The organism is Clostridium sp. YIM B02506, assembly GCF_022324845.1.
In the GTDB taxonomy this organism is placed as follows: domain Bacteria; phylum Bacillota; class Clostridia; order Clostridiales; family Clostridiaceae; genus Clostridium_T; species Clostridium_T intestinale.
In genome coordinates this window covers 1-24,329 of the sequence record NZ_JAKGTG010000025.1, presented here as the reverse complement: position 1 = coordinate 24,329, position 24,329 = coordinate 1, and the positions used below count along the sequence as shown (strand labels likewise).

General features: G+C 29.3%; 27 protein-coding genes. 25 read left to right on the top strand and 2 right to left on the bottom strand.

Going from position 1 to position 24,329, the window contains the following annotated elements:
• Positions 1–9 precede the first annotated feature (9 nt).
• The 3 genes from L1S49_RS16725 to L1S49_RS16715 are packed head-to-tail and all read left to right on the top strand — an operon-like array spanning position 10 to position 3,363.
• Positions 10–1,104: a glycosyltransferase gene (locus L1S49_RS16725; RefSeq protein WP_238906564.1), complete on the top strand. Its 1,095-nt coding sequence runs from the start codon at positions 10–12 to the stop codon at positions 1,102–1,104.
• A gap of 55 nt (positions 1,105–1,159) precedes the next feature.
• Positions 1,160–2,701 (top strand): murein biosynthesis integral membrane protein MurJ, encoded by a 1,542-nt coding sequence (gene murJ, locus L1S49_RS16720; RefSeq protein WP_238906563.1) that lies wholly within the window; start codon positions 1,160–1,162, stop codon positions 2,699–2,701.
• A gap of 20 nt (positions 2,702–2,721) precedes the next feature.
• A complete protein-coding gene (locus L1S49_RS16715; protein ID WP_238906562.1) occupies positions 2,722–3,363 on the top strand; it encodes a cyclodeaminase/cyclohydrolase family protein in 642 nt (213 codons plus the stop codon).
• Positions 3,364–3,432: 69 nt separating this feature from the next.
• Here L1S49_RS16715 and pdaA read toward each other — a convergent pair whose 3' ends face one another.
• A complete protein-coding gene (gene pdaA / locus L1S49_RS16710) occupies positions 3,433–4,203 on the bottom strand; it encodes a delta-lactam-biosynthetic de-N-acetylase (protein ID WP_238906561.1) in 771 nt (256 codons plus the stop codon).
• A gap of 145 nt (positions 4,204–4,348) precedes the next feature.
• On the opposite strand from pdaA, the gene ychF reads away from it, so the two are divergent.
• From ychF to L1S49_RS16600, 22 genes are all read left to right on the top strand, one after another.
• Entirely contained in the window at positions 4,349–5,446 is a 1,098-nt protein-coding gene (gene ychF, locus L1S49_RS16705; RefSeq protein ID WP_238906559.1) for a redox-regulated ATPase YchF, read from the top strand.
• Between the two features lie 276 nt (positions 5,447–5,722).
• Positions 5,723–6,151, top strand: coding sequence for a division/cell wall cluster transcriptional repressor MraZ (gene mraZ / locus L1S49_RS16700; protein ID WP_021801413.1), 429 nt, complete (start codon positions 5,723–5,725; stop codon positions 6,149–6,151).
• 12 nt (positions 6,152–6,163) lie between these two features.
• Positions 6,164–7,096, top strand: a complete 933-nt coding sequence (gene rsmH, locus L1S49_RS16695) for a 16S rRNA (cytosine(1402)-N(4))-methyltransferase RsmH (RefSeq protein ID WP_238906557.1) — start codon at positions 6,164–6,166, stop codon at positions 7,094–7,096.
• A 27-nt stretch (positions 7,097–7,123) separates the two neighbouring features.
• Positions 7,124–7,618 carry a cell division protein FtsL gene (locus L1S49_RS16690; RefSeq protein WP_238906555.1) on the top strand — a complete coding sequence of 165 codons (495 nt, stop codon included), beginning with the start codon at positions 7,124–7,126 and terminating at the stop codon, positions 7,616–7,618.
• Between the two features lie 86 nt (positions 7,619–7,704).
• A complete protein-coding gene (locus L1S49_RS16685) occupies positions 7,705–9,858 on the top strand; it encodes a stage V sporulation protein D (RefSeq protein ID WP_238906598.1) in 2,154 nt (717 codons plus the stop codon).
• An 86-nt stretch (positions 9,859–9,944) separates the two neighbouring features.
• Entirely contained in the window at positions 9,945–11,402 is a 1,458-nt protein-coding gene (locus L1S49_RS16680; RefSeq protein ID WP_238906553.1) for a UDP-N-acetylmuramoyl-L-alanyl-D-glutamate--2,6-diaminopimelate ligase, read from the top strand.
• Positions 11,403–11,412: 10 nt separating this feature from the next.
• Positions 11,413–12,765, top strand: a complete 1,353-nt coding sequence (gene murF, locus L1S49_RS16675) for a UDP-N-acetylmuramoyl-tripeptide--D-alanyl-D-alanine ligase (protein ID WP_238906551.1) — start codon at positions 11,413–11,415, stop codon at positions 12,763–12,765.
• A 35-nt stretch (positions 12,766–12,800) separates the two neighbouring features.
• Positions 12,801–13,772 (top strand): phospho-N-acetylmuramoyl-pentapeptide-transferase, encoded by a 972-nt coding sequence (mraY, locus tag L1S49_RS16670; protein WP_238906549.1) that lies wholly within the window; start codon positions 12,801–12,803, stop codon positions 13,770–13,772.
• Between the two features lie 21 nt (positions 13,773–13,793).
• Positions 13,794–14,918 carry a stage V sporulation protein E gene (spoVE, locus tag L1S49_RS16665; protein WP_238906547.1) on the top strand — a complete coding sequence of 375 codons (1,125 nt, stop codon included), beginning with the start codon at positions 13,794–13,796 and terminating at the stop codon, positions 14,916–14,918.
• Between the two features lie 114 nt (positions 14,919–15,032).
• Positions 15,033–15,773 (top strand): FtsQ-type POTRA domain-containing protein, encoded by a 741-nt coding sequence (locus L1S49_RS16660; RefSeq protein WP_238906545.1) that lies wholly within the window; start codon positions 15,033–15,035, stop codon positions 15,771–15,773.
• A gap of 10 nt (positions 15,774–15,783) precedes the next feature.
• Positions 15,784–16,509 carry a DUF881 domain-containing protein gene (locus L1S49_RS16655; RefSeq protein ID WP_238906543.1) on the top strand — a complete coding sequence of 242 codons (726 nt, stop codon included), beginning with the start codon at positions 15,784–15,786 and terminating at the stop codon, positions 16,507–16,509.
• 13 nt (positions 16,510–16,522) lie between these two features.
• On the top strand, positions 16,523–16,861 hold the full coding sequence (locus tag L1S49_RS16650; protein ID WP_238906541.1) for a small basic family protein: 339 nt from the start codon (positions 16,523–16,525) through the stop codon (positions 16,859–16,861).
• A 13-nt stretch (positions 16,862–16,874) separates the two neighbouring features.
• Complete coding sequence (locus L1S49_RS16645) at positions 16,875–17,594, top strand: DUF881 domain-containing protein (protein WP_238906539.1); 720 nt, start codon at positions 16,875–16,877, stop codon at positions 17,592–17,594.
• Between the two features lie 193 nt (positions 17,595–17,787).
• Positions 17,788–18,438, top strand: a complete 651-nt coding sequence (locus L1S49_RS16640) for a YggS family pyridoxal phosphate-dependent enzyme (protein WP_238906537.1) — start codon at positions 17,788–17,790, stop codon at positions 18,436–18,438.
• A gap of 18 nt (positions 18,439–18,456) precedes the next feature.
• Positions 18,457–18,912, top strand: coding sequence for a cell division protein SepF (gene sepF, locus L1S49_RS16635; protein WP_021801426.1), 456 nt, complete (start codon positions 18,457–18,459; stop codon positions 18,910–18,912).
• Between the two features lie 22 nt (positions 18,913–18,934).
• Positions 18,935–19,192 carry a YggT family protein gene (locus L1S49_RS16630; RefSeq protein ID WP_238906535.1) on the top strand — a complete coding sequence of 86 codons (258 nt, stop codon included), beginning with the start codon at positions 18,935–18,937 and terminating at the stop codon, positions 19,190–19,192.
• 2 nt (positions 19,193–19,194) lie between these two features.
• Entirely contained in the window at positions 19,195–19,959 is a 765-nt protein-coding gene (locus L1S49_RS16625) for a YlmH/Sll1252 family protein (RefSeq protein ID WP_238906532.1), read from the top strand.
• Between the two features lie 16 nt (positions 19,960–19,975).
• The gene (locus tag L1S49_RS16620) at positions 19,976–20,566 is read left to right on the top strand and encodes a DivIVA domain-containing protein (protein WP_073019779.1); all 591 of its coding nucleotides are present in this window, start codon (positions 19,976–19,978) and stop codon (positions 20,564–20,566) included.
• A 132-nt stretch (positions 20,567–20,698) separates the two neighbouring features.
• Positions 20,699–21,295: a TraR/DksA C4-type zinc finger protein gene (locus L1S49_RS16615; protein WP_238906531.1), complete on the top strand. Its 597-nt coding sequence runs from the start codon at positions 20,699–20,701 to the stop codon at positions 21,293–21,295.
• 33 nt (positions 21,296–21,328) lie between these two features.
• A complete protein-coding gene (locus tag L1S49_RS16610) occupies positions 21,329–22,237 on the top strand; it encodes an RluA family pseudouridine synthase (protein ID WP_238906529.1) in 909 nt (302 codons plus the stop codon).
• 12 nt (positions 22,238–22,249) lie between these two features.
• Positions 22,250–22,786 carry a bifunctional pyr operon transcriptional regulator/uracil phosphoribosyltransferase PyrR gene (pyrR, locus tag L1S49_RS16605; protein ID WP_181600722.1) on the top strand — a complete coding sequence of 179 codons (537 nt, stop codon included), beginning with the start codon at positions 22,250–22,252 and terminating at the stop codon, positions 22,784–22,786.
• Between the two features lie 14 nt (positions 22,787–22,800).
• Positions 22,801–23,916, top strand: a complete 1,116-nt coding sequence (locus tag L1S49_RS16600) for a class I SAM-dependent RNA methyltransferase (RefSeq protein WP_238906527.1) — start codon at positions 22,801–22,803, stop codon at positions 23,914–23,916.
• Positions 23,917–24,070: 154 nt separating this feature from the next.
• Here L1S49_RS16600 and L1S49_RS16595 read toward each other — a convergent pair.
• On the bottom strand, positions 24,071–24,329 hold a 259-nt coding region (locus L1S49_RS16595; protein ID WP_238906525.1), incomplete at its 5' end, for a hypothetical protein.

Below are 24,329 nucleotides of genomic sequence, written 5' to 3'. Positions count from 1 at the left end.
TGATTAAATATGAAGGTATTACAAGTTATAAGTGGAAATGATAATGGTGGAGGAGCGCAGCACATTTTAAACTTAGTAAAAGATAATGAGATTTTTAATACTCATTTAGCTATTATAGGAGATGGTGAATTTCATAAAAGATTATTAAGAGAAGATTTGGAATTCTATAAAGTGAATACAGCTTTATTCAATGAAGATTTAGTTCAACTAATAGATAAAGAAAACTATGATATTGTTAACTTCCATGGACCTAAAGCTGTTTATACTTATAGAATGATAAAACATAAAATAAAAGCTATAGCTGTTAATACTCTTCATAGTGATTTTAGATATGATTATTTTCAAAAAAACTATAAGAATAAGTTAAAGACAGAGCTATATAAATATTGCTTAAGTAGTTTTAAACATTATATATGTGTATCTGATAACTTAAAGATTTTAGCACAAAGTAGGTTTAAAGGTAACTTTTATGTCATTTCTAACGGAACGGATGAAACTTTAATTAATAAAGTTTCATCAAAAGAGAGTGTAAGAAAAGAGCTTGGGTTAGATGAAAATGAATTTGTAATTTCTATATGTGCTAGATTATCAGAGATTAAAAACCACAAAAGTTTAATTACTGCTTTTAATGAGTTTTCTAACCTAATTGATAATGTTACCTTACTTATAATTGGGGATGGAGAATTAGAAGATGAATTAAAAAAAGAGGCTAAAACTGATAAAATAAAGTTTTTAGGCTATAAAAAAAATGCAGATGATTATATTAATGCTTCAGATATAAATGCAATTGTATCTTTTTCCGAAGGGGGAATTCCTCCGTTATCTATAATTGAAGGTTTTTTTCTAAAAAAGAGTTGCATAATATCTAACTTCAAAGGTATAGATAAAATTCTTTCTAATGAGATTTGCTATTTTACAAACCCAAATAGTGTTGAAAATATAAAAGATACACTAGTCAAAGTGTATAATGAAAAATATGATTTAATAAGAAAAGGTGAACTTTGTTATGAAGATGCCTTGAATAAGTTTAGCGTAAAAATATTTAGAGAGAATTATAAAAGAGCATATGAAAGTATAATACTAAGTGAAAATTCTAAAAGATAATAATTGAGCAAGTAGAATAATTTACTTGCTCAATTACTATAGAGTGGAGAAAACTATGAAATATAAAAAACTTCTCAATGGATCATTTTTCATTATGATTTTAATTATAGCTTCTAAACTTTTAGGGCTTATAAGAGATTCTTTAATTGCAAAAAGTTTTGGACTATCTTATTTAAATGATATATATATGTTTTCATTAGGAACAACTATGCTATTTATAAGCATAAGTTACGGAATAACATCAGCATTAATTCCTATTCACACTTATATAAAAGAAAATGGTGATATAAAAGAAAGAAATAGATATATAAGCAATGTTATTACTGTAATATCAATAATTACTTTTATAATAGTTGTTCTTGGAATAATAGGAGCAGGAAGTATAGTATCTGTTTTTGCATCTTCATTTAAAGAAGATATAAACATATACAATCAAGCGGTATTACTAGTTAGGGTTATGTTTATATCACTTATTTTTGTAGCAGTTCAAAGCATTTTGACTGCAGTGTTACAATGCCACAATAGATTTATAGCAACTTCATTAATGCCTGTTTTTTCAAATGTTATATATATCTTATATTTAATATTCTTTATTGATAGATATGGATTAAATGGATTTGGAATAGCCACAGTATTAGGTTTCTTATCTATGTTATTAATAAATATACCTGGATTTAGAAAACTTGAATATAAATATAACTTTGTATTTAATTTAAAAGATGAAAATCTTAAAGCTTTAGGAAAATCTATGTTACCTATAGTAATTTGCGCGTCTTTAGTTCAAATAAATGTTTTTATTGTTAGATCTTTTGCAGGAACTTTAGAAACTGGTTCTATTTCATCCTTAGATTATGCAAATAAACTTAATATGTTAGTTTATGAGGTTTTTGCTCAAGCTATAAGTATGGTTGTGTATCCTAAACTATCTTCCTTAGCGAGTAGAAGTGATTACAAAGGATTTAATAAAGAAATAAGTAAGGGGATTAATTTTATATTTTTATTGATGGTACCAGCTGCTTTTGGACTATTAACTTTAAGAATTCCTCTTATATCATTATATTTAGAGAGAGGCGCCTTTGGAAGTAATGAAGTAATTATGACTTCAAGTGCCTTGATTTTTTACATACCTACAATGGTAATATATGGAGTTAGAGATTTGGTTAATAGAGGCTTTTATTCTTTGAAAGAAAGTAAGATACCTATGTATAATGCTGTTCTTAATATAATTTTAAATATAGCATTCTGTTTTATAACAGTAAAGATTTTAGGAGTACAAGGATTAGCTTTATCTAATTCTTTAGCAACTCTGTTATCTACATTAATATTGATATTTAGTTTAAAGAAAAAGGTAAGTAGTTTAGATATATCTACTATAACGAGAACTTTCATTAAGATTTTGATAGCTAGTATAGTAATGGCTGTAGTAGTTAATTTTACAAATATGATATTCTCAAGTTATTTAGGAACCTTTGGAATAAGCAAGTTAATTTCAGTGGTACTTTCAACTTTAACTGGAGTAGTTATATATGTAATTCTTCTTTATGTATTTAAGATTAAAGAATTTTTAGAATATAAAAGATTAATATTCAAGAAATAATAAGGTTAGGGAGTGAAGATATGTTTAAAAATTTAGATTTAGAAACATTTATCGAAGATTTATCGTCAGAAAAACCAACACCAGGAGGTGGAAGTGTAGCTGCTTTAGTTGGAGCTTTAGCCTCAGGATTAAATAACATGGTTTATAGTTTAACTGTTAACAAAAAAGCTTTTAACAATTTAACTGATGAAGAGAAAAGTTTGGTATTGGTTTCTATAGAAAGAACTAAAAACTTAAAAAATGAGTTTTTTAAGGCAATGGAAGAAGATAAAAGTGCTTTTGAAGGTTTAATGAATTCATATAAACTTCCTAAAGGTACTGAGGAAGAAGTAAGATTTAGAAATAAAGAAATAGAAATAAACACAATAAAGGCTTTAGAAGCTCCTCTAAATTTAGCGAGAAAAGCTTTAGAATTATACAAGGAAATTGAAATTGGAGTTAAGTATGGAAATAAAGGAGCTATTTCTGATGCTGGAGTTTCAGCAATTCTTACTCATTCTACAATTGAAAGTGCAATTATGAATGTTAAGATTAATTTAGCTTATTTAACTAATGAAGAATTTAAAGCTTCGGTAAATAATGAAATAGATAATATACTTAAAGAATCAAATGCGAAAAAAGAAATGTTTGTAGATAAGGTATATAGTATTATTGAAGGTTAAAAACTAAATTAACTATAAAAATTAGGTCTTTAGATTTTTTTAGTATCTAAAGACCTAATTTTTTAATATTTATAAATCGTCTAAAGACTTAAAGGTATATCCTTGATTTTTAGCTTCTTTAATAATAGTTTTTAGAACTTCAGTATTTGTTTTAGAGACTGAATGAAGTAACATTATTTCACCAGGATGAAAACCTTCGGTTATCTTTTTTATTGCAAAATCTTCACTAGGTTGTTTTTCTTGAATCCAATCTCTATAAGCAAAACTCCAAAAGATTGTTTTGTAACCTAGTTTTTCAGTTCTAGCTAATGAAAGTTCAGAATATTTTCCCATAGGTGGTCTAAAGTATTTAGGCATCTCTTTTCCTGTTATCTCAGAAAAAAGTTCTTCCACATCTTTAAACTCCTTTTCAAACTTTTTTTCATCTCTTATTGATGCCATTGAAGGATGATGAGAACTATGATTGCCGACTACATGACCTTCTTCAACCATTCTTTTAACTATATCAGGGTAATCTTTTAAATAAGGACGAACGACAAAAAAAGCTGCAGGTACTTGTTCTTCCTTTAATATATCTAGAATTTTAAGGGTATTTCCATTTTCGTATCCTTGATCAAAAGTAAGATATATAACTTTTTCTTTTGTATTACCTAAATAATAGGTAGAATATTTAGAATTAAACTTAGCAGTTTCTTTGGGCGAAGAGGGTATTTGGCCTTTAACATCTGAGTGAAAGTACCAATCATATTCTTTGCTATCAAAATCTTCTGCATTTGTATTAAATGCAAAAATATTCAAACTAATAAAAATTAAACTTAAAACCTTACTTATATTTTTCATTTTATCACCTCAAAAATAGTTTTTGTATTTCTAAAATATTTAGTAGAGTACTTTATTCCAATATTGGTTTTCTTTTATTGAAATAAAAAACTTAATAAAGTATAATTTTAAAGGATAGACAAATGAAAGAAGGGAATGTACATAAATGAAACTTGGAATTGTTGGATTACCTAATGTTGGAAAGAGTACTCTTTTCAATGCTATTACTAAAGCTGGAGCAGAATCAGCTAATTATCCATTCTGTACAATAGAACCGAATGTTGGTGTTGTTGCTGTTCCTGATAAAAGATTAGATGTATTAGAGAAGATATATAATTCAAAAAAGAAGGTTTATACTTCAGTAGAATTTTATGATATAGCTGGTTTAGTTAAAGGAGCTTCAAAAGGAGAAGGATTAGGAAACAAATTCTTATCTCATATAAGAGAAGTTGCAGCTATCTGTCATGTAGTTAGATGTTTTGATGATGAAAATGTTATTCATGTTGAAGGATCTGTTGACCCAATAAGAGATATAGAAACAATTAATCTAGAATTAATATTCTCTGATTTAGAAGTTTTAGAGAGAAGAATGGAAAAAAGCGTGAAGTTAGCTAGATCTGGAGATAAAACAGCTAAAGCAGAATATTCTTTAATGGAAAGAATTAAAGCTCACTTAGAAGATAATAAACCAGTGAGAACTTTAGAAGTTACAGAAGAAGAGGATGAAATTGTAAAATCATTATTTTTAATAACTTCAAAACCTGTGTTATATGTATGTAATATATCTGAAGATGATATGATGAGTGGAAATCTTGAAAATGACTTAGTTAAAAAAGTTCAAGAACATGCTAAAAGTGAAAACTCTGAAACTGTTATTGTAGCAGCTAGATTAGAAGAAGAACTCTCTGGGTTAGAGGAAGAAGAAAAGGCAGAAATGTTAGAAGAGTACGGACTTACTGAGTCTGGCTTAGATAAACTAATTAGAACTAGTTATAAACTTTTAGGGTTAATGAGTTACTTAACTGCTGGAGTTCAAGAAGTAAGAGCTTGGACAATAGTAAATGGAACTAAAGCGCCACAAGCAGCTGGAAAAATTCACTCAGATATAGAAAGAGGTTTTATAAGAGCTGAAATAGTGTCCTTTGATGCCTTAGCAGAATTAGGATCAGAAGCCGCTGCAAAAGAAAAAGGTGTATATAGATTAGAAGGAAAAGAATATGTAATGAAAGATGGAGATGTAGTTAATTTTAGATTTAACGTATAAAATATCTCTGAATTTAAAAGATTGCTATACCAATATACTGGTATAGCAATCTTTTTTTATTGGGAAATTCAGTAAATAAATAATGCGTATTTGTAGAATTATTAAAGAAGTATACTAATTTGTATAATAATAACTTTGACTAATTTAAAAAAATATTAAAAAAACGTTCTAAAATATTGAAGGTTTTTCTAATTTACTATAGAATATATATATCAAGTGGTTAAAAGTGGTGAAAAGTGGTGTAGAATAAATAGAAAGTAGTTTTTGAGGTGTGAAATGTTTATAGGAGAGTATAATCATGGACTAGATGCCAAAAATAGAATGATTATTCCCTCAAAGTTAAGAGAAGAATTAGGCAATAAATTCATCTTAACTAAAGGGCTTGATGGTTGCCTATATGCATACCCTTTAAATGAATGGAAAATACTTGAAGAGAAATTAAAGTCATTGCCACTTACTAATAAAGATGCTAGAGCATTTGTTAGATTTTTCTTTTCTGGAGCCACTGAGATAGAATTAGACAAGCAAGGAAGAGGGTTAATACCACAAAATCTTTTAGAATATGCAAAGATAGAAAAGGAAATAGTAAGTATTGGAGTACTTACTAGAGTAGAAATCTGGAGCAAAGACAAGTGGAATGAATATAATGATGAAAATATAGATTACGACAGTTTGGCAGAAAAAATGAGCGATTTAGGCATTTAAGGAGTGGTATTAATGGAATTTAAACATGTCTCAGTATTGCTTGAGGAATGTATAGAAGCATTAAATATTAAAAAGCAAGGTTATTATGTAGATTGTACAATGGGTGGCGCAGGTCATTCATCGCATATAGTAAGTAATTTAAATAATGATGGAAGACTAATAGGAATTGATCAAGACACAGATGCATTAAATGCAGCTAGGGAGAAGTTAAAAGACTACAACAATGTTATATATGTGCATAACAATTTTCATAATATTTATGATATCTTAGAAGAACTTAATATTGAAAAAGTTGATGGAATACTTATGGATTTAGGGGTTTCATCTTATCAGCTAGATGCTGGTGAAAGAGGATTTAGCTATATGCAAGATGCGCCTCTTGATATGAGAATGAATAGAGATAAGGAGTTTAGTGCCTACGATGTAATCAATGATTACTCAGAAGAGGACTTATATAGAATTATAAAAGACTATGGAGAGGAGAGGTTTAGTAAAAGAATTGCTTCATTTATAGTAAAAAGGCGAAATGAAAAACCTATAGAGACAACTTTAGAGTTGGTTGATATTATCAAAGCGGCTATACCAGTAAAAGCTAGGAGAGATGGTCCTCATCCAGCTAAAAGAACTTTTCAGGCCATAAGGATAGAAGTTAATGGGGAACTTGAAATATTGGATAAAGCAATAGATGATAGTGTTAAAAAATTAAATAGCAATGGAAGATTAGCAATTATAACATTTCATTCATTAGAGGACAGGATTGTTAAAAATAAGTTTAGAGATTTAGGAAATCCTTGTAAATGCCCAAAAGAGTTTCCAATATGTGCGTGTGGGAAAAAGCCAACGGTAAAAGTTTTATCTCGAAAGGCTATAGCACCATCAGATGAGGAAATAGAAGTAAATCCAAGAAGTAGAAGTGCAAAATTGAGAGTTTTAGAGAAGATTTAGGTATAAAAGAATGGGGATGTGAATAAATTGAAATTAGAGGAATATGATTATATAAAAGGTAATACAGCATTAAGTCCAAAAAGAAAACAGACTGAATTTGATTGGGAAAAATATGAGCAGCTAAAGAAAGCCAAAAAACAAAGAAACATAAGAATAAATGAGAAAAGGAAGAAAATCAGAAGCGGAGTTGGGCAAGTAATTACCCTAGTTTTTGCACTTGGATTTGCAACTATAATGAGAGATTCCCAAGTTTATAAAATACAAAACTCCATAGCTGATCTAGATAACAAAATAAATTCAGTAGTAGCAGAAAATGAGGCATTAAATGTTGAGATATTAAAGGCTTCATCTTTATCTAGCATTAAAAACAATGCAGAAAATGGGTTAGGAATGACAACACCAAAAAAAGAAAATGTTATAAAGATAGATTTATCTGAAAACAATTTTTCTTTAAATGAAAATAACTTAAATAAAGATATGAAAAACGGCCTATTTGAAAACATAAAGGATGCACTTTGGTAGGTGCATCTTAGTTTTTGTATTAGTAATAATATGGGGGTTTAGTTGTGAAAAAAAACTATAGAGATAACGCTACAAGTAAAAAAAGAATGAGACTTGTACTAACAGGATTATGTATATTCTTCTTTGTTTTATCCTTAAGGTTATCTTATATAATGATAGGAAAAAGACAAGAGTATTCAGCAAGAGCAATTGAACAATGGACAAGTGAAGTTAAAATTGATGCAAGAAGAGGGAAAATACTAGATAGAAATGGAACAGAACTTGCAGTATCAGCTAATGTATATAGAGTGGACTTTGATTTAAATACAATAAGAAAATATTTAGAAAAAGTGAAAAAAGTAAATGACGATATTGCAAAAGATATAGCGGCGGCAGTAGGTATGGAGACTCCGGATGTTGTAAAGAAACTTGAGACAAAGCTACCTTCTGGGAATCTAGCAGGATCAGCTACATTAATTAGAAGAATTGAAAAAGCAGAAGCAGATAAGGTAAAAGCATTAGGTATAAGTGGAGTAATAGTATCACCAGATACTAAAAGATATTACAGAAATGATAATTTCTTAGCACAAGTACTTGGGGTAACTAATTCTGATGGTCAAGGACTTGGGGGAGTTGAATTACAATATAATAAACAACTTTCAGGGGTACCTGGAATGAGAATAGCAGAACTTGATAGTAGAAGTGAAGAATTACCATATACTGTTTCAAAGTTTACGCCACCAGTAGATGGAAAAGATGTTACATTAACGGTAGATGAAAGCATACAATTCTTTGCAGAAAAAGCTGCTGAAGAAGCTCTTAGTGATAACAAGGCTAAAGCTGTAAGCGTAATTGTAATGAATCCTAAAAATGGTGAAGTGTTAGCAATGGCAAATAAACCAGACTTTAATCCTAACAAGCCTTATGATGGTGCAGAAAGTTTTGAAGGAAATAATTCAAGTGAAAAATTACAAAAGATGTGGAGAAATAGGAGTGTATCAGATTCTTTTGAACCTGGATCTATTTTTAAAGTATTTACTGCACAATCAGCTTTAGAAGATGGTGTAGGTGATGTTGGGGAGTCTTATGTATGTAATGGATCTACTGTTGTTGGTGGAAGAACTATAAAATGCTGGAGAACTTCAGGCCATGGAACTGAAACCTTTGCTGACATTATAAAAAATTCCTGCAACGTTGGATTTATTGAACTAGGAAAAAGAATAGGAAAAGAAAGTTTAACTAAGCATATTGCTGACTTTGGATTTGGAAAGGTAAGTGGAGTAGACTTACCAGGAGAAGCTAAAGGAATAGTAAAGTCTGTAAATAACATTTCAGAAGTTGACCTTGCTACAATAGCATTTGGTCAAACAAATACTGTTAACCCTATCCAATACATGGCAGCATTTAATGCAGTGGCTAATGGTGGAACTTGGATACAACCTCACGTTATGAAACAAGTATCACATAAAGATGAAAATGGAACCGAAATAATAGATGAAAAATTTGAACCAACTACTAGAACAGTAGCTACTACAGAAAAAACAAAAGTTTTAAGATCTTATCTTGAAAGAGTTGTAACTGAAGGATCTGCAAAAAAAGCTTTTGTAGAAGGATATCATATAGGAGGAAAAACTGGAACAGCTCAAAAAGTTAATCCAGCAACAGGAACCTATCAAGGGTATATATCAACATTTGTTGGAATGGCTCCTATTGATGATCCTGAAATAACTGTTATGGTTTCTATTGATGAACCTGGTGGAACTGATTATTATGCAGGTATGATAGCAGCTCCAGTTGCACACACATTATTTAGTGATATATTCAACTATTTAGAAAGTAATGCAGATAATATAGGAGCTGCTAGCTTGGTTAAAGAAGTTGTAATCCCTGAAATAAGAGGACTTAAAGTTCAGGATGCTAAGAAAATGTTAAAAGACTTAAAACTAGATTATGAGATAGATGGAAGTGGAGAGTATGTAACAAAAGTATCTCCAATACCAGGGTATTCAGTTAAAGAAGGAAGTAAATTAAATATTTATACAGGTTCAAGTCAAGAGTATAGTAAGGATATAATAATGCCTAATGTTAAAGGATATAGTAAAGAACAGTCAACTAAATTATTTACTTCATTAGGATTAAAGTATGAATATGAAGGCTTTGGATTAATTAGTGAACAAAGTATTGAACCTGGGGATGTTATTTCAAAAGGAACTACTGTAAAATTAAAATTATCTAATGATACTCAAGATGGAGGATTTTAGCATGTGGTTTACCACATGCTCATCTTTTGTTTAAAATAAGGTTATTATGGAAAGAATACTAGCATAGTATTTTAAGGAGTGTATTTATGTTACTGGAAGATTTATTAAAAGGATTAGACTATAAATTAATCAATGGTGATTTAAAAACTAATGTAAAAGAAATTAGATATGATAATAGAAAAGTTACACCAGGAGATTTATTTGTATGCATAAAAGGCTTTAAGGTTGATGGTCATGAGTTTGCAAAATCAGCTATTGATAACGGAGCAACGATTATAATCACAGAGAAGAAATTAGAGATTAATCATGGAATTACTGAGGTTTTAGTTGAAGATAGTAGAAAAGCTTTAGCTGTAATTAGTTCTAACTATTATGATAATCCTTCATCTAAAATGAAGATAATTGGTGTTACAGGAACTAATGGGAAAACAACAACTGCATTTATGTTAAAATCAATACTTGATAAAGCAGGACATAAAACAGGACTTGTAGGAACTATAGCTAACTATATAGGAAACAAGGTTATAAAAACAGAGAGAACAACTCCTGAGTCATTTGAATTACAAAAGTTATTTAAAGAAATGGTGGATGAAGAAGTTGAATATTGTATTATGGAGGTATCTTCACATTCTTTAGAGCTTAACAGAGTTTATGGAGTAGAATTTTATATAGGTATATTTACTAATTTAACAAGGGATCATTTAGATTTTCATTTAACTTTTGAAAATTATTATAAAGCTAAATATAAGCTGTTCCAGAATTCTAAATTCAAAGTAGTAAATATGGATGATGAATATGGACAAAGGGTTAAAAAAGATCTTATTTCTGAAGGGTCAGAAGGAAATATAATAACATATTCTATAAATAATTCTGGAGATTTTGATGCACGTAATATATCTGTAAATGGAATTTTATCCAACTTTAATGTAATATATAAAGAGGACTCTAAAGATATGGTACTGCAGATACCAGGTGATTATAATATTTATAATGCTTTAGGAGCTATAGCATCAGCAAGGATATTAGATATAACTTGGGAAAATATCATAAATGCATTAAAGGAAACTGTAGTAGCAGGAAGATGTGAAAGAGTTGTTGGGAAGTATCCTAATGATTATGAAATAATAATAGACTATGCACACACACCAGATGGTTTAGAGAATATATTAAAAACTGCAAGGAAATTTACAAACAATAGATTGATTTGCATTTTTGGATGTGGTGGAGATAGAGATAAGCAAAAACGTGGAGAAATGGGACAAATAGCTGTTGAGCTTGCTGACTATAGTATAATAACATCTGATAATCCAAGAACAGAAGATCCTTTACTAATAATTAATGATATAGTTAAAGAACTTAAAAAGAACAATTATGAAGTTGAAGAGAATAGACATACAGCTATTGAAAAAGGAATGAAGATGGCTAAAGATGGTGATGTGCTTATATTAGCAGGAAAAGGACATGAAACCTATCAAGTTTTAAAAGAGAAAACTATAGATTTTGATGAAAGAAAGATAATAAAAGAAATATTAGCTAAGATTTAAGGAGTAAACTATGGAAAAATTAACTTTGGAAGAGATAGTTAAGGCTGTTGATGGAACACTTATAGTTAAAGGAAATATTACTGAATTTGATAAAATCTCAACTGACAGTAGGGAAATTTCTCCTAATAGTATATTTATTGCACTAAATGGCGAGAATTTTAATGGCAATAAATATGCTCCTAATGCTATAACTAGTGGAGCTAAGCTTTGTATAGTAGATGAAGAGATTGAAATTCCAGAGGATAGTGAGTGTTCACTTATAAAGGTAAAGAGCGGAAAAGAAGCTCTGTTAAACTTAGCAGAGTATTATAGAAGTAAATTACCTATAAAGATAATTGGAGTAACAGGTTCTACAGGAAAAACTTCTACAAAAGATTTAATTGGTGCAGCATTATCTAAAAGATTTAAAGTTTTTAAGACAAAAGGAAATTTTAATAATGAAATTGGCGTTCCTCTTATGATATTTTCTCTAGATGAATCTTATGAAGTAGCGGTTTTAGAAATGGGTATGAATAATTTTGGAGAAATACATAACCTAGCTAAGGTTGCAAGACCGGATATTGCAGTAATAACAAACATAGGAATATCTCATATAGAGAATTTAGGTTCTCAAGAAGGTATACTTAAAGCTAAAATGGAAATAACAGATTATTTTACAGAGGAAAATACTTTGATAATAAATGGAGATGATTCATTTTTAACGTCTATTAAAGATAAAGACTATAAGATTGTATCTTGTGGACTAAACGAAAAAGCTTATTTAAAAGCTACAGAAGTAAATCTAATGGAAGAATCTATAGAGTTTATACTTAATAAAGATGACGAAAAACATAAATTTAAAGTTGATGTACCTGGAGAGCATAGTGTGTTAAATTCCTTATTAGCAATAGGATGCGGTGTTGAACTTGGTGTAAGTTATGATGATATAAGTGAGGGATTAAAAAACTTAGCAAGAACTCCTATGAGACTCGAGATTATTAGAAATAAAGAGGGTTATGTAATTATTAACGATTGTTATAACGCATCTCCTCAATCAATGAAATCTGCTTTAGAGGTTCAAAACAATATAAAATGTGATAAAAGGATAGCTGTATTAGGAACCATGTTAGAGCTTGGAGACGAATCCTATTTAGCTCATAAAGAAATTGGTGAATATGCTAAAGAGATAAAGGTTGATGAACTACTAGTAACTGGAGACTTCTCTAAAGCCTATAAAGAAGGTTTTGGAGAAGATACTAAAGTGTTTAATACGAAACTTGAGTTAATCGAGTATTTAAAAGCTAATGTTAGTATAGGTAATAGTATTTTAGTTAAAGCTTCAAGAAGTATGAAATTCGAAGAAATAGTGGATGCCGTTAAATAATATTTACAAAGGAGGTGTCCCGGGGGTAGGGGGACATGAATAAGATTATGGATTTTATAAGTACAGACATGTTAATATCATTGATTTTATCTTTTTTAGTTGCAACGATAATAGGTTCACCTATTATAAAAGGGTTGTATAATTTGAAATTTGGACAAAATATAAGACAGGATGGACCTCAAAGTCATTTAAAGAAAGCTGGAACACCAACTATAGGTGGACTTATCTTTATTACTTCAACGACAATTGTAACATTTATAATGATTAGAGATATAAAAGATGAGGCTTTTGTTGCGTTATTTGCTTTCATAGCTTTTGGGTTTATTGGATTTTTGGATGATATAATTAAAATAGTTAAAAGAAATAATTTAGGATTAAGAGCATATCAAAAAATGATCCTGCTTTTAATTGTTTCAGGTGTATTATCTTATTATAGTTACGTAGAACTTGGTACTAAGATAAATATACCTTTTATAAATACTCAATGGGACTTAGGAGTTTTGTATATACCTTTTGTTATTTTCTATTTTGCTGCAACTACTAATGCAGTTAATCTAACAGATGGATTAGATGGATTAGCTACATCAGTTACTATTTTAGTTATGACATTTTTATCAATAGTAAGTTTCAATTTAGGAAATTATACTTTAACTATATTTTCTATAGTTTTAGCAGGATCACTACTTGGATTCTTAAGATTTAATGCTTTTCCTGCAAGAGTATTTATGGGAGATACGGGTTCTTTGGCATTAGGGGGAGCGGTTGCTACAGTAGCTCTTTTATTAAAGATTCCGTTTATAGTTGTAATAATTGGAGCAATATATGTAATAGAAACCTTGTCAGTTATAATTCAAGTTTCATCTTTTAAGTTAACTGGAAAAAGAGTGTTTAAAATGGCTCCGATTCATCACCACTTTGAACATATGGGGTGGAGCGAAACAAAGATAGTGACGATTTTTTCAATTATAACAGTTATAGTATGTTTTATAGGATTTCTCTCTCTCTAATAATTTATGGAGGATTAATGAATGAAAAAATTTAACTCTAAACTTAAAATGGGTCAAATAGACTATCCCTTATTTTATGTAGTATTTTTTATATTAGCTATTGGAGTAGTAATGGTATATTCTGCTTCAACTTACTATGGTATGTATAGAACAGAATCTCATGATTCTATGTATTTTCTGAAGAGACAGATATTTTTTGCAGCTTTAGGTATAATAGTATTGCTTTTTATGATGGCTTTTGATTATCATAAACTAAAGAAACTAACACCAATCATACTAATAGGCACAGTAATTTTACTTATAGCTGTATTCTTTTTTCCAGAAGTTAATGGGGCACAAAGATGGATTACAGCCGGCCCATTTAGTCTACAACCTTCGGAAATTGCCAAATATGCAGTGGTTTTGTTCTTAGCTTTAAGTCTAGAACAAAAAGGGGAAAGAGTAAAGGGATTAATGTATGGTATGCTGCCTTATTTAGGATTTTCAGGTTTTTTTGCTGGAATGGTATTATTACAAAAGAATCTATCTATTGCATCTGTAATAATGATAGTTACTCTTATTGTATTATTTGTTTCGGGAGCTAGATTAAAGGACTTTGCTGTTATATTACCAGTGTTATTTGCAGGAGCTGTGTTTTTTATATTCTCGGAAGATTATAGAAGACGTAGATTATTAAATTTCTTAAATCCGTGGCAAGACCCCGCTGGGGATGGTTATCAACTTATACAATCATTTTTAGCATTAGGTTCTGGAGGTATAACTGGACTTGGGCTAGGACAGTCAAGACAAAAAACTTTATATATGCCAGAACCACATAATGACTTTATATTTTCTATTATTGGAGAGGAATTAGGGCTTATAGGTTGTCTCTTTATAATAGCTTTATTTGGAATACTTATATGGAGAGGTATAACAATAGCTATAAAGGCTAAAGATACCTATGGTACTTTATTAGCTGTAGGAATAACATCTGTAATAGCAGTTCAAGCAATAATAAATATTGCAGTTGTAACAGGCTCTATGCCAGTTACTGGAGTGCCACTTCCTTTTATAAGCTATGGAGGAAGTTCGTTGGTTATAAATATGACAGCCATGGGGATACTTTTAAATATATCAAGGCAAACTGAAAAATCAGAGGTCTTTTAACTTTGCGAAAGCAAAGTTTTTTTTTGGAAATAATTTAAAATTAATAAAATTGTAATGAAAAAAATGGGTTAAAGTGTTATTATATAGATAAGATTTTTTGTAAGGAGAGCTTAAGTGGAGGCATTAAAATATATAGAGGAGAAAAAAAGACGAAAAAAGATAAAAAAAACTATAGCTTTATTAATGGTATTAATAGGGCTTTTAATACTGTTCTTAATTAAGGCACCAATATTTAACATAAATAATGTTAAAATAGTCAGTAATGATAATGAAGTTGCTTTAAAAGACGATATAGAAAATAAGCTTCAAGGTATAAAGGGACGGAATATTTTTTACGTAAAAAGAAGTTACATAGAATCTATATTTAAAAATGATCCTTATATAAAAGATGTAAAAGTAACTAAAGCCCTTCCTAATAATTTAACTGTTGAAGTAAAAGAAAATAAAAAGGTATTTACAATTGAACAAAATGGTAATTATTATGCACTTGATGAAAATGGAAAGGTTCTTGATAAAAAGTTAGGAGAGGATGAATTAGTTAAATTAGAAGGTATAACTATACAAGATAAAGAAATTGGTGACAAAATAACAGAAGATGAAAAGATATTAGAAATAATTAAAGGTTTTGGAGTTCTTATTAATTCTAATACTTCTAGTATTAAGTTTAGTAAGTTAGATATTAGTAACCTATCAAATATAAGTTTGTATAGTAATGAGGTTCTTATAAAAATAGGTGGAAACTTTGATTTAAGTAGAAAATTAAATTATTCAATTAATATTTTAAAGAATGTTGATATAAAAAAAGGTTACATTGATGTTAGTGTGGAAGGTAATCCCGTTATAAAAGAGGAATAGGAGGTATAGAATGAAAAGACTTTATTCTCAGATAGCAGTTGCAATAGTATGTGCACTTTTAGGGTTTTTCTTATCCTATCAATTTAAATTAATAAGCTCTAGAGAAGAAAAAAACAAACAGCAAAGTACTTATGCAGCTACAGATATATTAAAGGAAGTAGAAAGCTTAAAGGCAGAAAGAGATGAGGTGAAAAAACAAAATGAAGATCTTCAGGCTCAATTAAAGAAAATAGAAGATGAGGCAGCTAAATCAGGTGAAGTTGATTTAAATATAAAAAAGGAACTAGACAATATTAGAATGATCACAGGAACAGTAGATGTAAAAGGTCAAGGTATAATTTTGCGTATAACACCTAAAAATGATTTGTTTTCATCTAATAAAGAAAGTATTGTTGCATTAACAGATTCTGATTTGGTACATATAGTTAATAGTTTGTTCTTTTCCAGAGCTGAAGCAATATCAATTAATGATTATAGAATTACACCTCAAACAGGAATTAAACCTTCAGGAAATATAATTAATATAGGCAGTGAAGGAAAAGTAGATCCTAGGCAGGAGATTATAATAAAAGCTATAGGTAATAAGGAACTCTTAAAGGGCGGATTGCTTTTTGGTGATACTTTAAATATAGGTAATTTGGGAAGTTACAAAAGAGAAATAGAGCAGTCAGATGAAATTGTTATAAAGAAGAGCGTAAAAGGCTTAAATTCAGATTATATAAAACCTGTTAAGTAAAGGAAGTGATTAAATGATAGCATTTATAGGACTTTTAATTGGAGTTGTTATAGGGTTGACGACAAATATAAATATTCCTGATAAATTTTCACCATATATGTCAGTAGCTATTTTAGCATGTTTGGATTCAGTTTTTGGAGCTGTTAGAGCTTCATTATCTAAAAATTTTCAAGCTGATGTATTTATTTCAGGTTTTTTTGGTAATGCAGCATTAGCAGCAGCGTTAGCTTACTTAGGAGATAAACTTGGAATACCAATATACATAGCAGCTGTTATTGTTTTTGGAGGCAGAATTTTTGATAATTTTGCTATTGTAAGAAGATTATTATTAGAAAAAGCGAAATCTCGTTAATGGAGGTTTAAGGATGAAATATAATGAAGCAAGTATTTTTGTTTTTATTGCCTCCATAATAATAGGTGTTTTAATAGCTCTAAATATAAATTTATCATCTACGTCTTCTAATATTCAACTTACGGCAAATGAATATAGTAAGGCAGTAGAAGAACGTAATAAATTAAGACAAGATATTAATGCTTTGGATGATAATAATAATGAAATTGTTAATAAGTTAAATTCGTATACTTCATCTGAGCAGAAAAATGAAAAAATAATTGAAGATTTAAAATCTCAATTTACTTTATATAAAATGATTAGTGGGTTTGAAGATGTTAAGGGATCTGGAATTAAGATAATAATAAAAGATGGTGATTATAGTGGTCTGCCATCTGAATTACAACGACTCAAAGTACTACATGATAATGATATGATAAATGTAGTTAATGATTTAAGAGCAGCTGGAGCAGAAGCAATATCTATAAATGGATATAGAATATACCCATATTCATCAATAATATGCGACTGGGCATTTTTAAACATAGATGAAATAAAGGTTCCGCAACCTTTTGAAGTAGAAATCATAGGGGAACCAAAAGTTCTTCAAGAGTTTATGACAAGTGATAACTCATATATAACCGGCTTAAAAGCAAGGGGAATTGATATTGAAATAAAAGAAGTAAAAGAAATAATAATGAGAGCGAAGAGTAGTACAATAAAACCAGAATTTATGGAACAATACACAAATTAAAAATAAACCTCACCAACAAAAAAGAAATTTTGTTGGTGAGGTTTATTTTAATGAGATTATTAAATTGCTTCAAAAATAATAGAAAATAAAGTCATACTCTTCCAAATAGCTGTGTTTTGTATTATAATTAATTATATGTATTTGAAGGAAATATATATATTTTGGAGAATATATAGAAATAGGAGATGAAGTTTTGAGCATAAAGGAAAATATTCAAAAAATTAAAGAAACTTTAGAAGATGACATAACTCTTATAGCTGTATCTAAAACTAAACCTTTAGAAGCTCTAGAAGAAGCCTATAGCTATGGAATACGTGATTTTGGAGAAAATAAAGTTCAAGAACTTTTAGAAAAGTACGATAACTTTCATAAAGATGTAAAATGGCATCTTATAGGTCATTTACAGACAAATAAAGTTAAGTATATAGTAGATAAGGTTTTTCTTATTCATTCTCTAGATTCTATTAAGTTATTACAGCAAATAGAGAAAATCTATGGAAGTAATGATAAAATAGCAAATGTATTAATTCAAATAAACATAGGGAAAGAAGAAACTAAAGCAGGTATCTTTGAAGAAGAGCTAGATGCTTTAGTAAATGAAATAGAAAAATGTAAATATGTTAAAGCTTTAGGATTAATGGTTATTATACCTAAAGGAGATGAGCAAGAAAATAGAAATTATTTTAAGTCTACTAAAAACATATGGGATAAATTAAAAGAACAGAAGTTCAAAAATATAACAATGAAGCACTTGTCCATGGGAATGAGTAGTGATTATATAACTGCCTTAGAAGAAGGAAGTAATATGATTAGAGTTGGGCAAGGCATTTTTGGGAAAAGATAAAATTTAGGAGGAATTGATATGGCAGCTAAAATGGTTGATAAAGTAAAAGAATTATTTGGTTTTGGAGAATATGAAGATGAATTTGAAGAATTCGAAGATAGTGAAGAATTTTCAGAAGTAGCAATGGATGAAGTTGAACCTGTACTATCAAGTAAAAAGAATAATAAAGTAGTAAATATTCATACTGCTTCTTCTGCAAAGGTTACTATAAAAAAACCAACAGTATATGATGATGCTACTGAGATTTGTGAAGCATTAAAATCAAGAAAGATTGTAGTTATTAATACATCTGCACTTGAAACAAGAATAGCACAAAGATTATTAGACTTTGTATCTGGAGCATGTTTTGCTTTAGCAGGGGAACTACAAGAGATAGAAAGAGGTGTATATATTTTATCACCATCAAATGTTGAAGTAACAAATGAATTAAAAAGCGAACTTTCTTCAAAAGGGATGTTTAACTGGAGTAAATAAAGCTCAGGAGGGCAAATAATATATGATATATACTACACTCTCACTATTTATAAAAGTTATTCAATTTGCAGTATTTGCAGATGTAATACTTTCTTTAATGGAATCTACGGGTTCGCCTGTAAAATATCATTATATAGTTAAAAATTTTACAAAACCAATACTAGAGCCCTTTGAAAAATTGCAAAGTAAACTAAATTTAAATATTCCTGTTGATTTGTCACCTTTTTTAGCTTTAATAGCACTTAATATAATAGAAAAGCTATTAAGATTAATATTTTAATAATGGATAAAAAGGAACTAACTAGAATATTTGAAGGGGAAGAACTCATATTAGCTATAGGATTATTAGAGAAATACAGTCTTTCTAAGGAATATAATATTCCTATGTTCTCACAAAGTTTTTTGACTCCTAATATATGGATGTATTTTACTGAAAGAATATCTAAAGATATTAGTGTAGAACTAAACGGGGGTTTTGAAGACTGCGAAAGAAAAATGATTGCTTTTAATAATCTATATGAGGCTCCTTTCCCTATGAAAATATTAGAGATAACCAACAAATCAAGATTTAGAACCTTGGAACATAAGGATTATTTAGGTGGAATATTATCATTAGGAATAAAACGTGACAAATTAGGAGACTTAATTCTAGACAATGATAAATGTTTTGTAGCTATTTCTGAAGAATTGACAGATTTTTTGATTGATAACTTAGAATTTATTGGGAAAAATCCCTGTGATGTAAAAATAGTTGAGCGTAATGAAGAGTTACCTAGTGTTAAGTTTACAGAAAGCAATATAAATATAGCTTCATTAAGAATAGATTCTGTTGTAGCATCTTTAGCAAATGTTTCAAGAAGTGAAGCAGTAAAACTAATTAATTCAGGGAAGATTTTAGTTAACTATTCTAATAATATAGATAAGAGTTATGAAGTAAAGTTAAATAGTACTATTACTATTAGAGGAAAAGGTAAATTTATTATTTCAGAAATTACCGGGAAAACGAAAAGTGATAAGTTGAAAATAAGAGTAAAAAAATATACATAATGTAGAGGTGATACAGATGAAAATTACTCCAATGGATATTAGCAATAAGGAGTTTAAAAAAGGATTAAGAGGATATAATCCAGAAGAAGTTGATGAGTTTTTAGATGAAATCGTAGATAATTATGAGGAACTTTACAAAGACAATGCCTTATTAAAAGAAAAAGTATCTGCACTTTCAGAAAAAATTGAACATTATGGAAAAATAGAAAATACTATTCAAAACACTTTATTACTAGCTCAAAATGCAGCTGAGCAAGCAAGAAGTTCAGCTAAAAAAGAAGCTGATATGTTAGTTAAAAATGCTAATGATACTGCTCAAAAGATATTAGATAAAGCTCATGCAGATGTAGTTCAAATAAACGATGAGTTTGATAGAATAAAACAAGAGTTCATTAAGTTTAGAGCGAAATTTAGAAACTTCATGAATACTCAATTAGAAACTTTTGATGATTTGGAAAAGGATTTTATTAAAAATTATAATATAACAAATCCATTAGAAGATATAGAAGAAAAAGAAGTAGCAGTAGATTTAAATCTTAATGATGAAGATGAAGAAGAAATAAGTAATGATTTAGATCAAATTAAAAGTTTCTTTGCTAATAAATAAGTGATAAAAAGGCAAAATCTAATAGATTTTGCTTCTTTTAATTTTAATAGTAATATTGAATGTTATAAAAACACCTGATTTTGAAAACAATAGTAATAGTAAGTTATAAACTATTGGAGAGGTGTTGATTAGATGGATAAAAATAAGTTCAATATATATAAAGAAAAATTATTAAAAGAAAAAGATAAAATTAAATTAATAATAGATAATCTAGAGAAAAATGATTTTGGAAGTATTAATATAGAAATGGCTTCAGAAATATCCCATTATGATAACCATCCAGCAGATGCAGCAGGAGATGTGTATGATATGGAAAGAGGTATGGCTCTAAAAAGAAAAGAAGAGGTTTTGTTAGAACAGGTTGAAAACTCCTTAAAATCTTTAGAGAAAGGAAGTTATGGAACCTGTAAATCCTGTGGTGAAGAGATTTCAGAGGAAAGATTAGAGTTTATACCTTATGCAGAATATTGTATAGATTGTCAGAAGTTAATAAGCTCTATAGGGAATCAAGAAAAAAGACCTGTAGAAGAACAGGTTATTGGCACACCATTTTATTATGAGCATTTAAGTAAAGATTACACAGGTTTTGATGAAAAGGATAGTTATCAAGCTGTGGAGAAATTTAATAGGATAGAAGACTTGGAATATTCCGGTGATGATGATATGATGTATGTTGAACCTATAGAAAAGATAAGTAATGAACAATATAAGGCAGGACTACCTGACTAAGAGTATTGTTTTAGTATGAGGAGTAGTATTTTAATGGAAGAGTTAATATTTAAGATAACTTCTGAAGAAGTTAATAAAAGAATAGACAAATATCTATCAGAAGTTATCGAAAATAAGTCTAGAAGTTTTATTCAAGGATTAATAGATAATGATAATATAAAAGTGAATGATAAGTTAATAAAAAGTAATTACAAATTAAAGCTTAATGATATTATAGAAGTAAACTTACCTGAACCTCTTGAGCTTGAGGTTAAAGCAGAAGATATAAAACTGGATATAGTTTACGAAGATCATGATGTTATTGTAGTAAATAAACCTCAAGGGATGGTAGTGCATCCTGCACCAGGTAATTATACAGGAACATTAGTAAATGCATTACTTTATCATTGTAAAGATTTATCAGGTATTAATGGAGTCATTAGACCAGGGATAGTTCATAGGATAGATAAAGATACCTCAGGGATATTGGTAGTTGCAAAAAATGATAATAGCCATAATTTTTTAGCTGCTCAACTAAAAGATCATTCTATGAAAAGAGAATATTATGCTTTAGTTGAAGGAAGAGTAAAAAATGATATTGGAACTATAAATGAAAAGTTAGGAAGAGACCCAAAAGATAGAATAAAAATGGCTATAGTTAAAGAAGGTAGAGAGGCTATAACTCATTATGAAGTTTTAGAAAATTATGATTATACTACTCTTGTTAAATGTAATTTAGAAACTGGGAGAACCCACCAAATTAGAGTTCATATGGCCCACATAGGACATCCGTTAGTAGGGGATCCCGTTTATGGTTATAAAAAATCGAAGTTTAAATTAATGGGGCAGATGCTACATGCTAAAACTTTAGGATTTGTTCATCCAACCACAAAAGAATTCCTAGAGTTTTCTACTGAGTTGCCAAGCTATTTTAAAAATATAATAGAAAAGTTAAGAGGTTAGGGAGAGATGGATATGAAGCTAAAAGCTGAACTACTAGATGAAAATGCTATTAGAAGAAGTTTGGTTAGAATTTCTCACGAGATTATAGAGAAAAATAAAGGTGTAGAGGATGTAGTTTTAGTAGGAATTAAAAGAAGGGGGTATCCTCTAGCACAAAGAATTTCGGAGCAAATAAAAAAGATAGAAGGAGTCACTGTTCCTGTTGGAATGGTAGATATAACTTTATATAGAGATGATTTAATTGAGAATAGTGAAATGCCTTCAGTTGCTAGTAATGACATAGGTATTAGAATTAAGGGTAAAACTGTAATAATAGTAGATGATGTTTTATTTACCTGTAGAACTGCTAGAGCAGCAATAGACGCTATTATGGATTATGAAAGACCAAGTTCAATACAATTAGCTGTATTAATAGATAGAGGACACAAGGAATTACCTATAAGAGCTGACTATGTAGGAAAAAACATACCTACCTCTAAATCAGAAATAGTTGCCGTTAGAATAAATGAAATAGACGATGAAGAGTCAGTTAAAATATTTGAAAAATAGGAAGGAATTAAATAATGTTTTATGATTTAATAGCTACTACTGCCTTTGGACTGGAATCTGTAACAGCTAAGGAGCTAAAAACTTTAGGATATGAAGACTTAAAACTAGAAAATGGGAAAGTTCATTTTCAAGGAGATGAATTAGATATTGCAATAGCTAACATCCATTTGAGAACTGCTGAAAGAGTTTTGATTAAAATGGGTGAATTTACTGCAACTACTTTTGAAGAGTTATTTCAAGGAACAAAAAATATTGAGTGGGGAGACTTTATACCTGAAGACGGTAAGATGCATGTTATAGGTAAGTCTGTAAAATCCACTTTATTTTCTGTTCCTGATTGTCAATCAATTGTTAAAAGAGCTGTTATTAAAGCTATGGAGCAAAAATACAACAGAGAAGTTTTTAGTGAAGATGGACCAGTTTATAAAATAGAAATATCTCTCCTTAAGGATGTAGCTACATTAACTATTGATACATCTGGAGTTGGATTACATAAGAGAGGTTATAGAGAAAGAGCTGGAGAAGCACCTTTAAAAGAAACTTTAGCGGCATCTATGGTTTTACTGTCTAGATGGAGTGGCATGGAAACCTTGATTGACCCTTTCTGTGGGTCAGGAACGATTTTAATAGAAGCGGCAATGATTGCAAGAGATATAGCACCAGGAATAAAGAGAGAGTTTGTAAGTGAAACTTGGCCTAATATACCAAAAGAACTTTGGACTCAAGTAAGGGATGGAGCTAAAAAATCTATAAAGAATAAAGATATTAAGTTATTAGGATATGATATAGATGGAAGACTTCTTGCTACTGCAAGAGAAAATGCAAAACTAGCTGGAGTTTTAGAAAATATAGATTTCCATAGACAAGACTTTAAAGAATTTTCTTTAAATAGGGACTATTCATTTATAATAACTAATCCTCCTTATGGGGAAAGAATTGGTGAGCTTGAAGAGATAAAGATTCTCTATAAAAAACTAGGAGAGCTAAAGAAAAAGATACCATCTCTAGAAATCGAAGTTTTAACATCTTACGAAGATTTCCAAAGAGAATTTGGAGAAAAAGCCAATAAAAATAGAAAGCTTTACAATGGAAGAATAAAATGTTATTTATATCAATATCATAGGAACTAATAGTAAAAGGTCATTGCAATTTTTTTGTAATGACTTTTTCTATTCCATTAAAGGAATCTAATGAGACTTAGGAAGAAGTCACTACAGAGAAGTAGTGTACCTCTATCCTGTAGACGCGCACTGCGGATCTGTAGAAGGCGCTACTCAGCCTTCATTAAATTCCTCTTAGATTATATTCTGTAGGAGCGCTTCTCAGCTCCATTAAATTCCTTCTCTTTCCTAACTCAGCGTCATTAAATTCCTTATCTTGGCTAACGGCATTAAAGTCCTTTAATATTTTTAAAAAGAAAAGTAAAATTAAAAAAAATACTTGTAAATAAATCACGGAAAAGCCAAAATCCCTATTGAAGAATTGAAGAATTGAAGAATTGAAGAATTGAAGAATTGAAGAATTGAAGAATTGAAGAATTGAA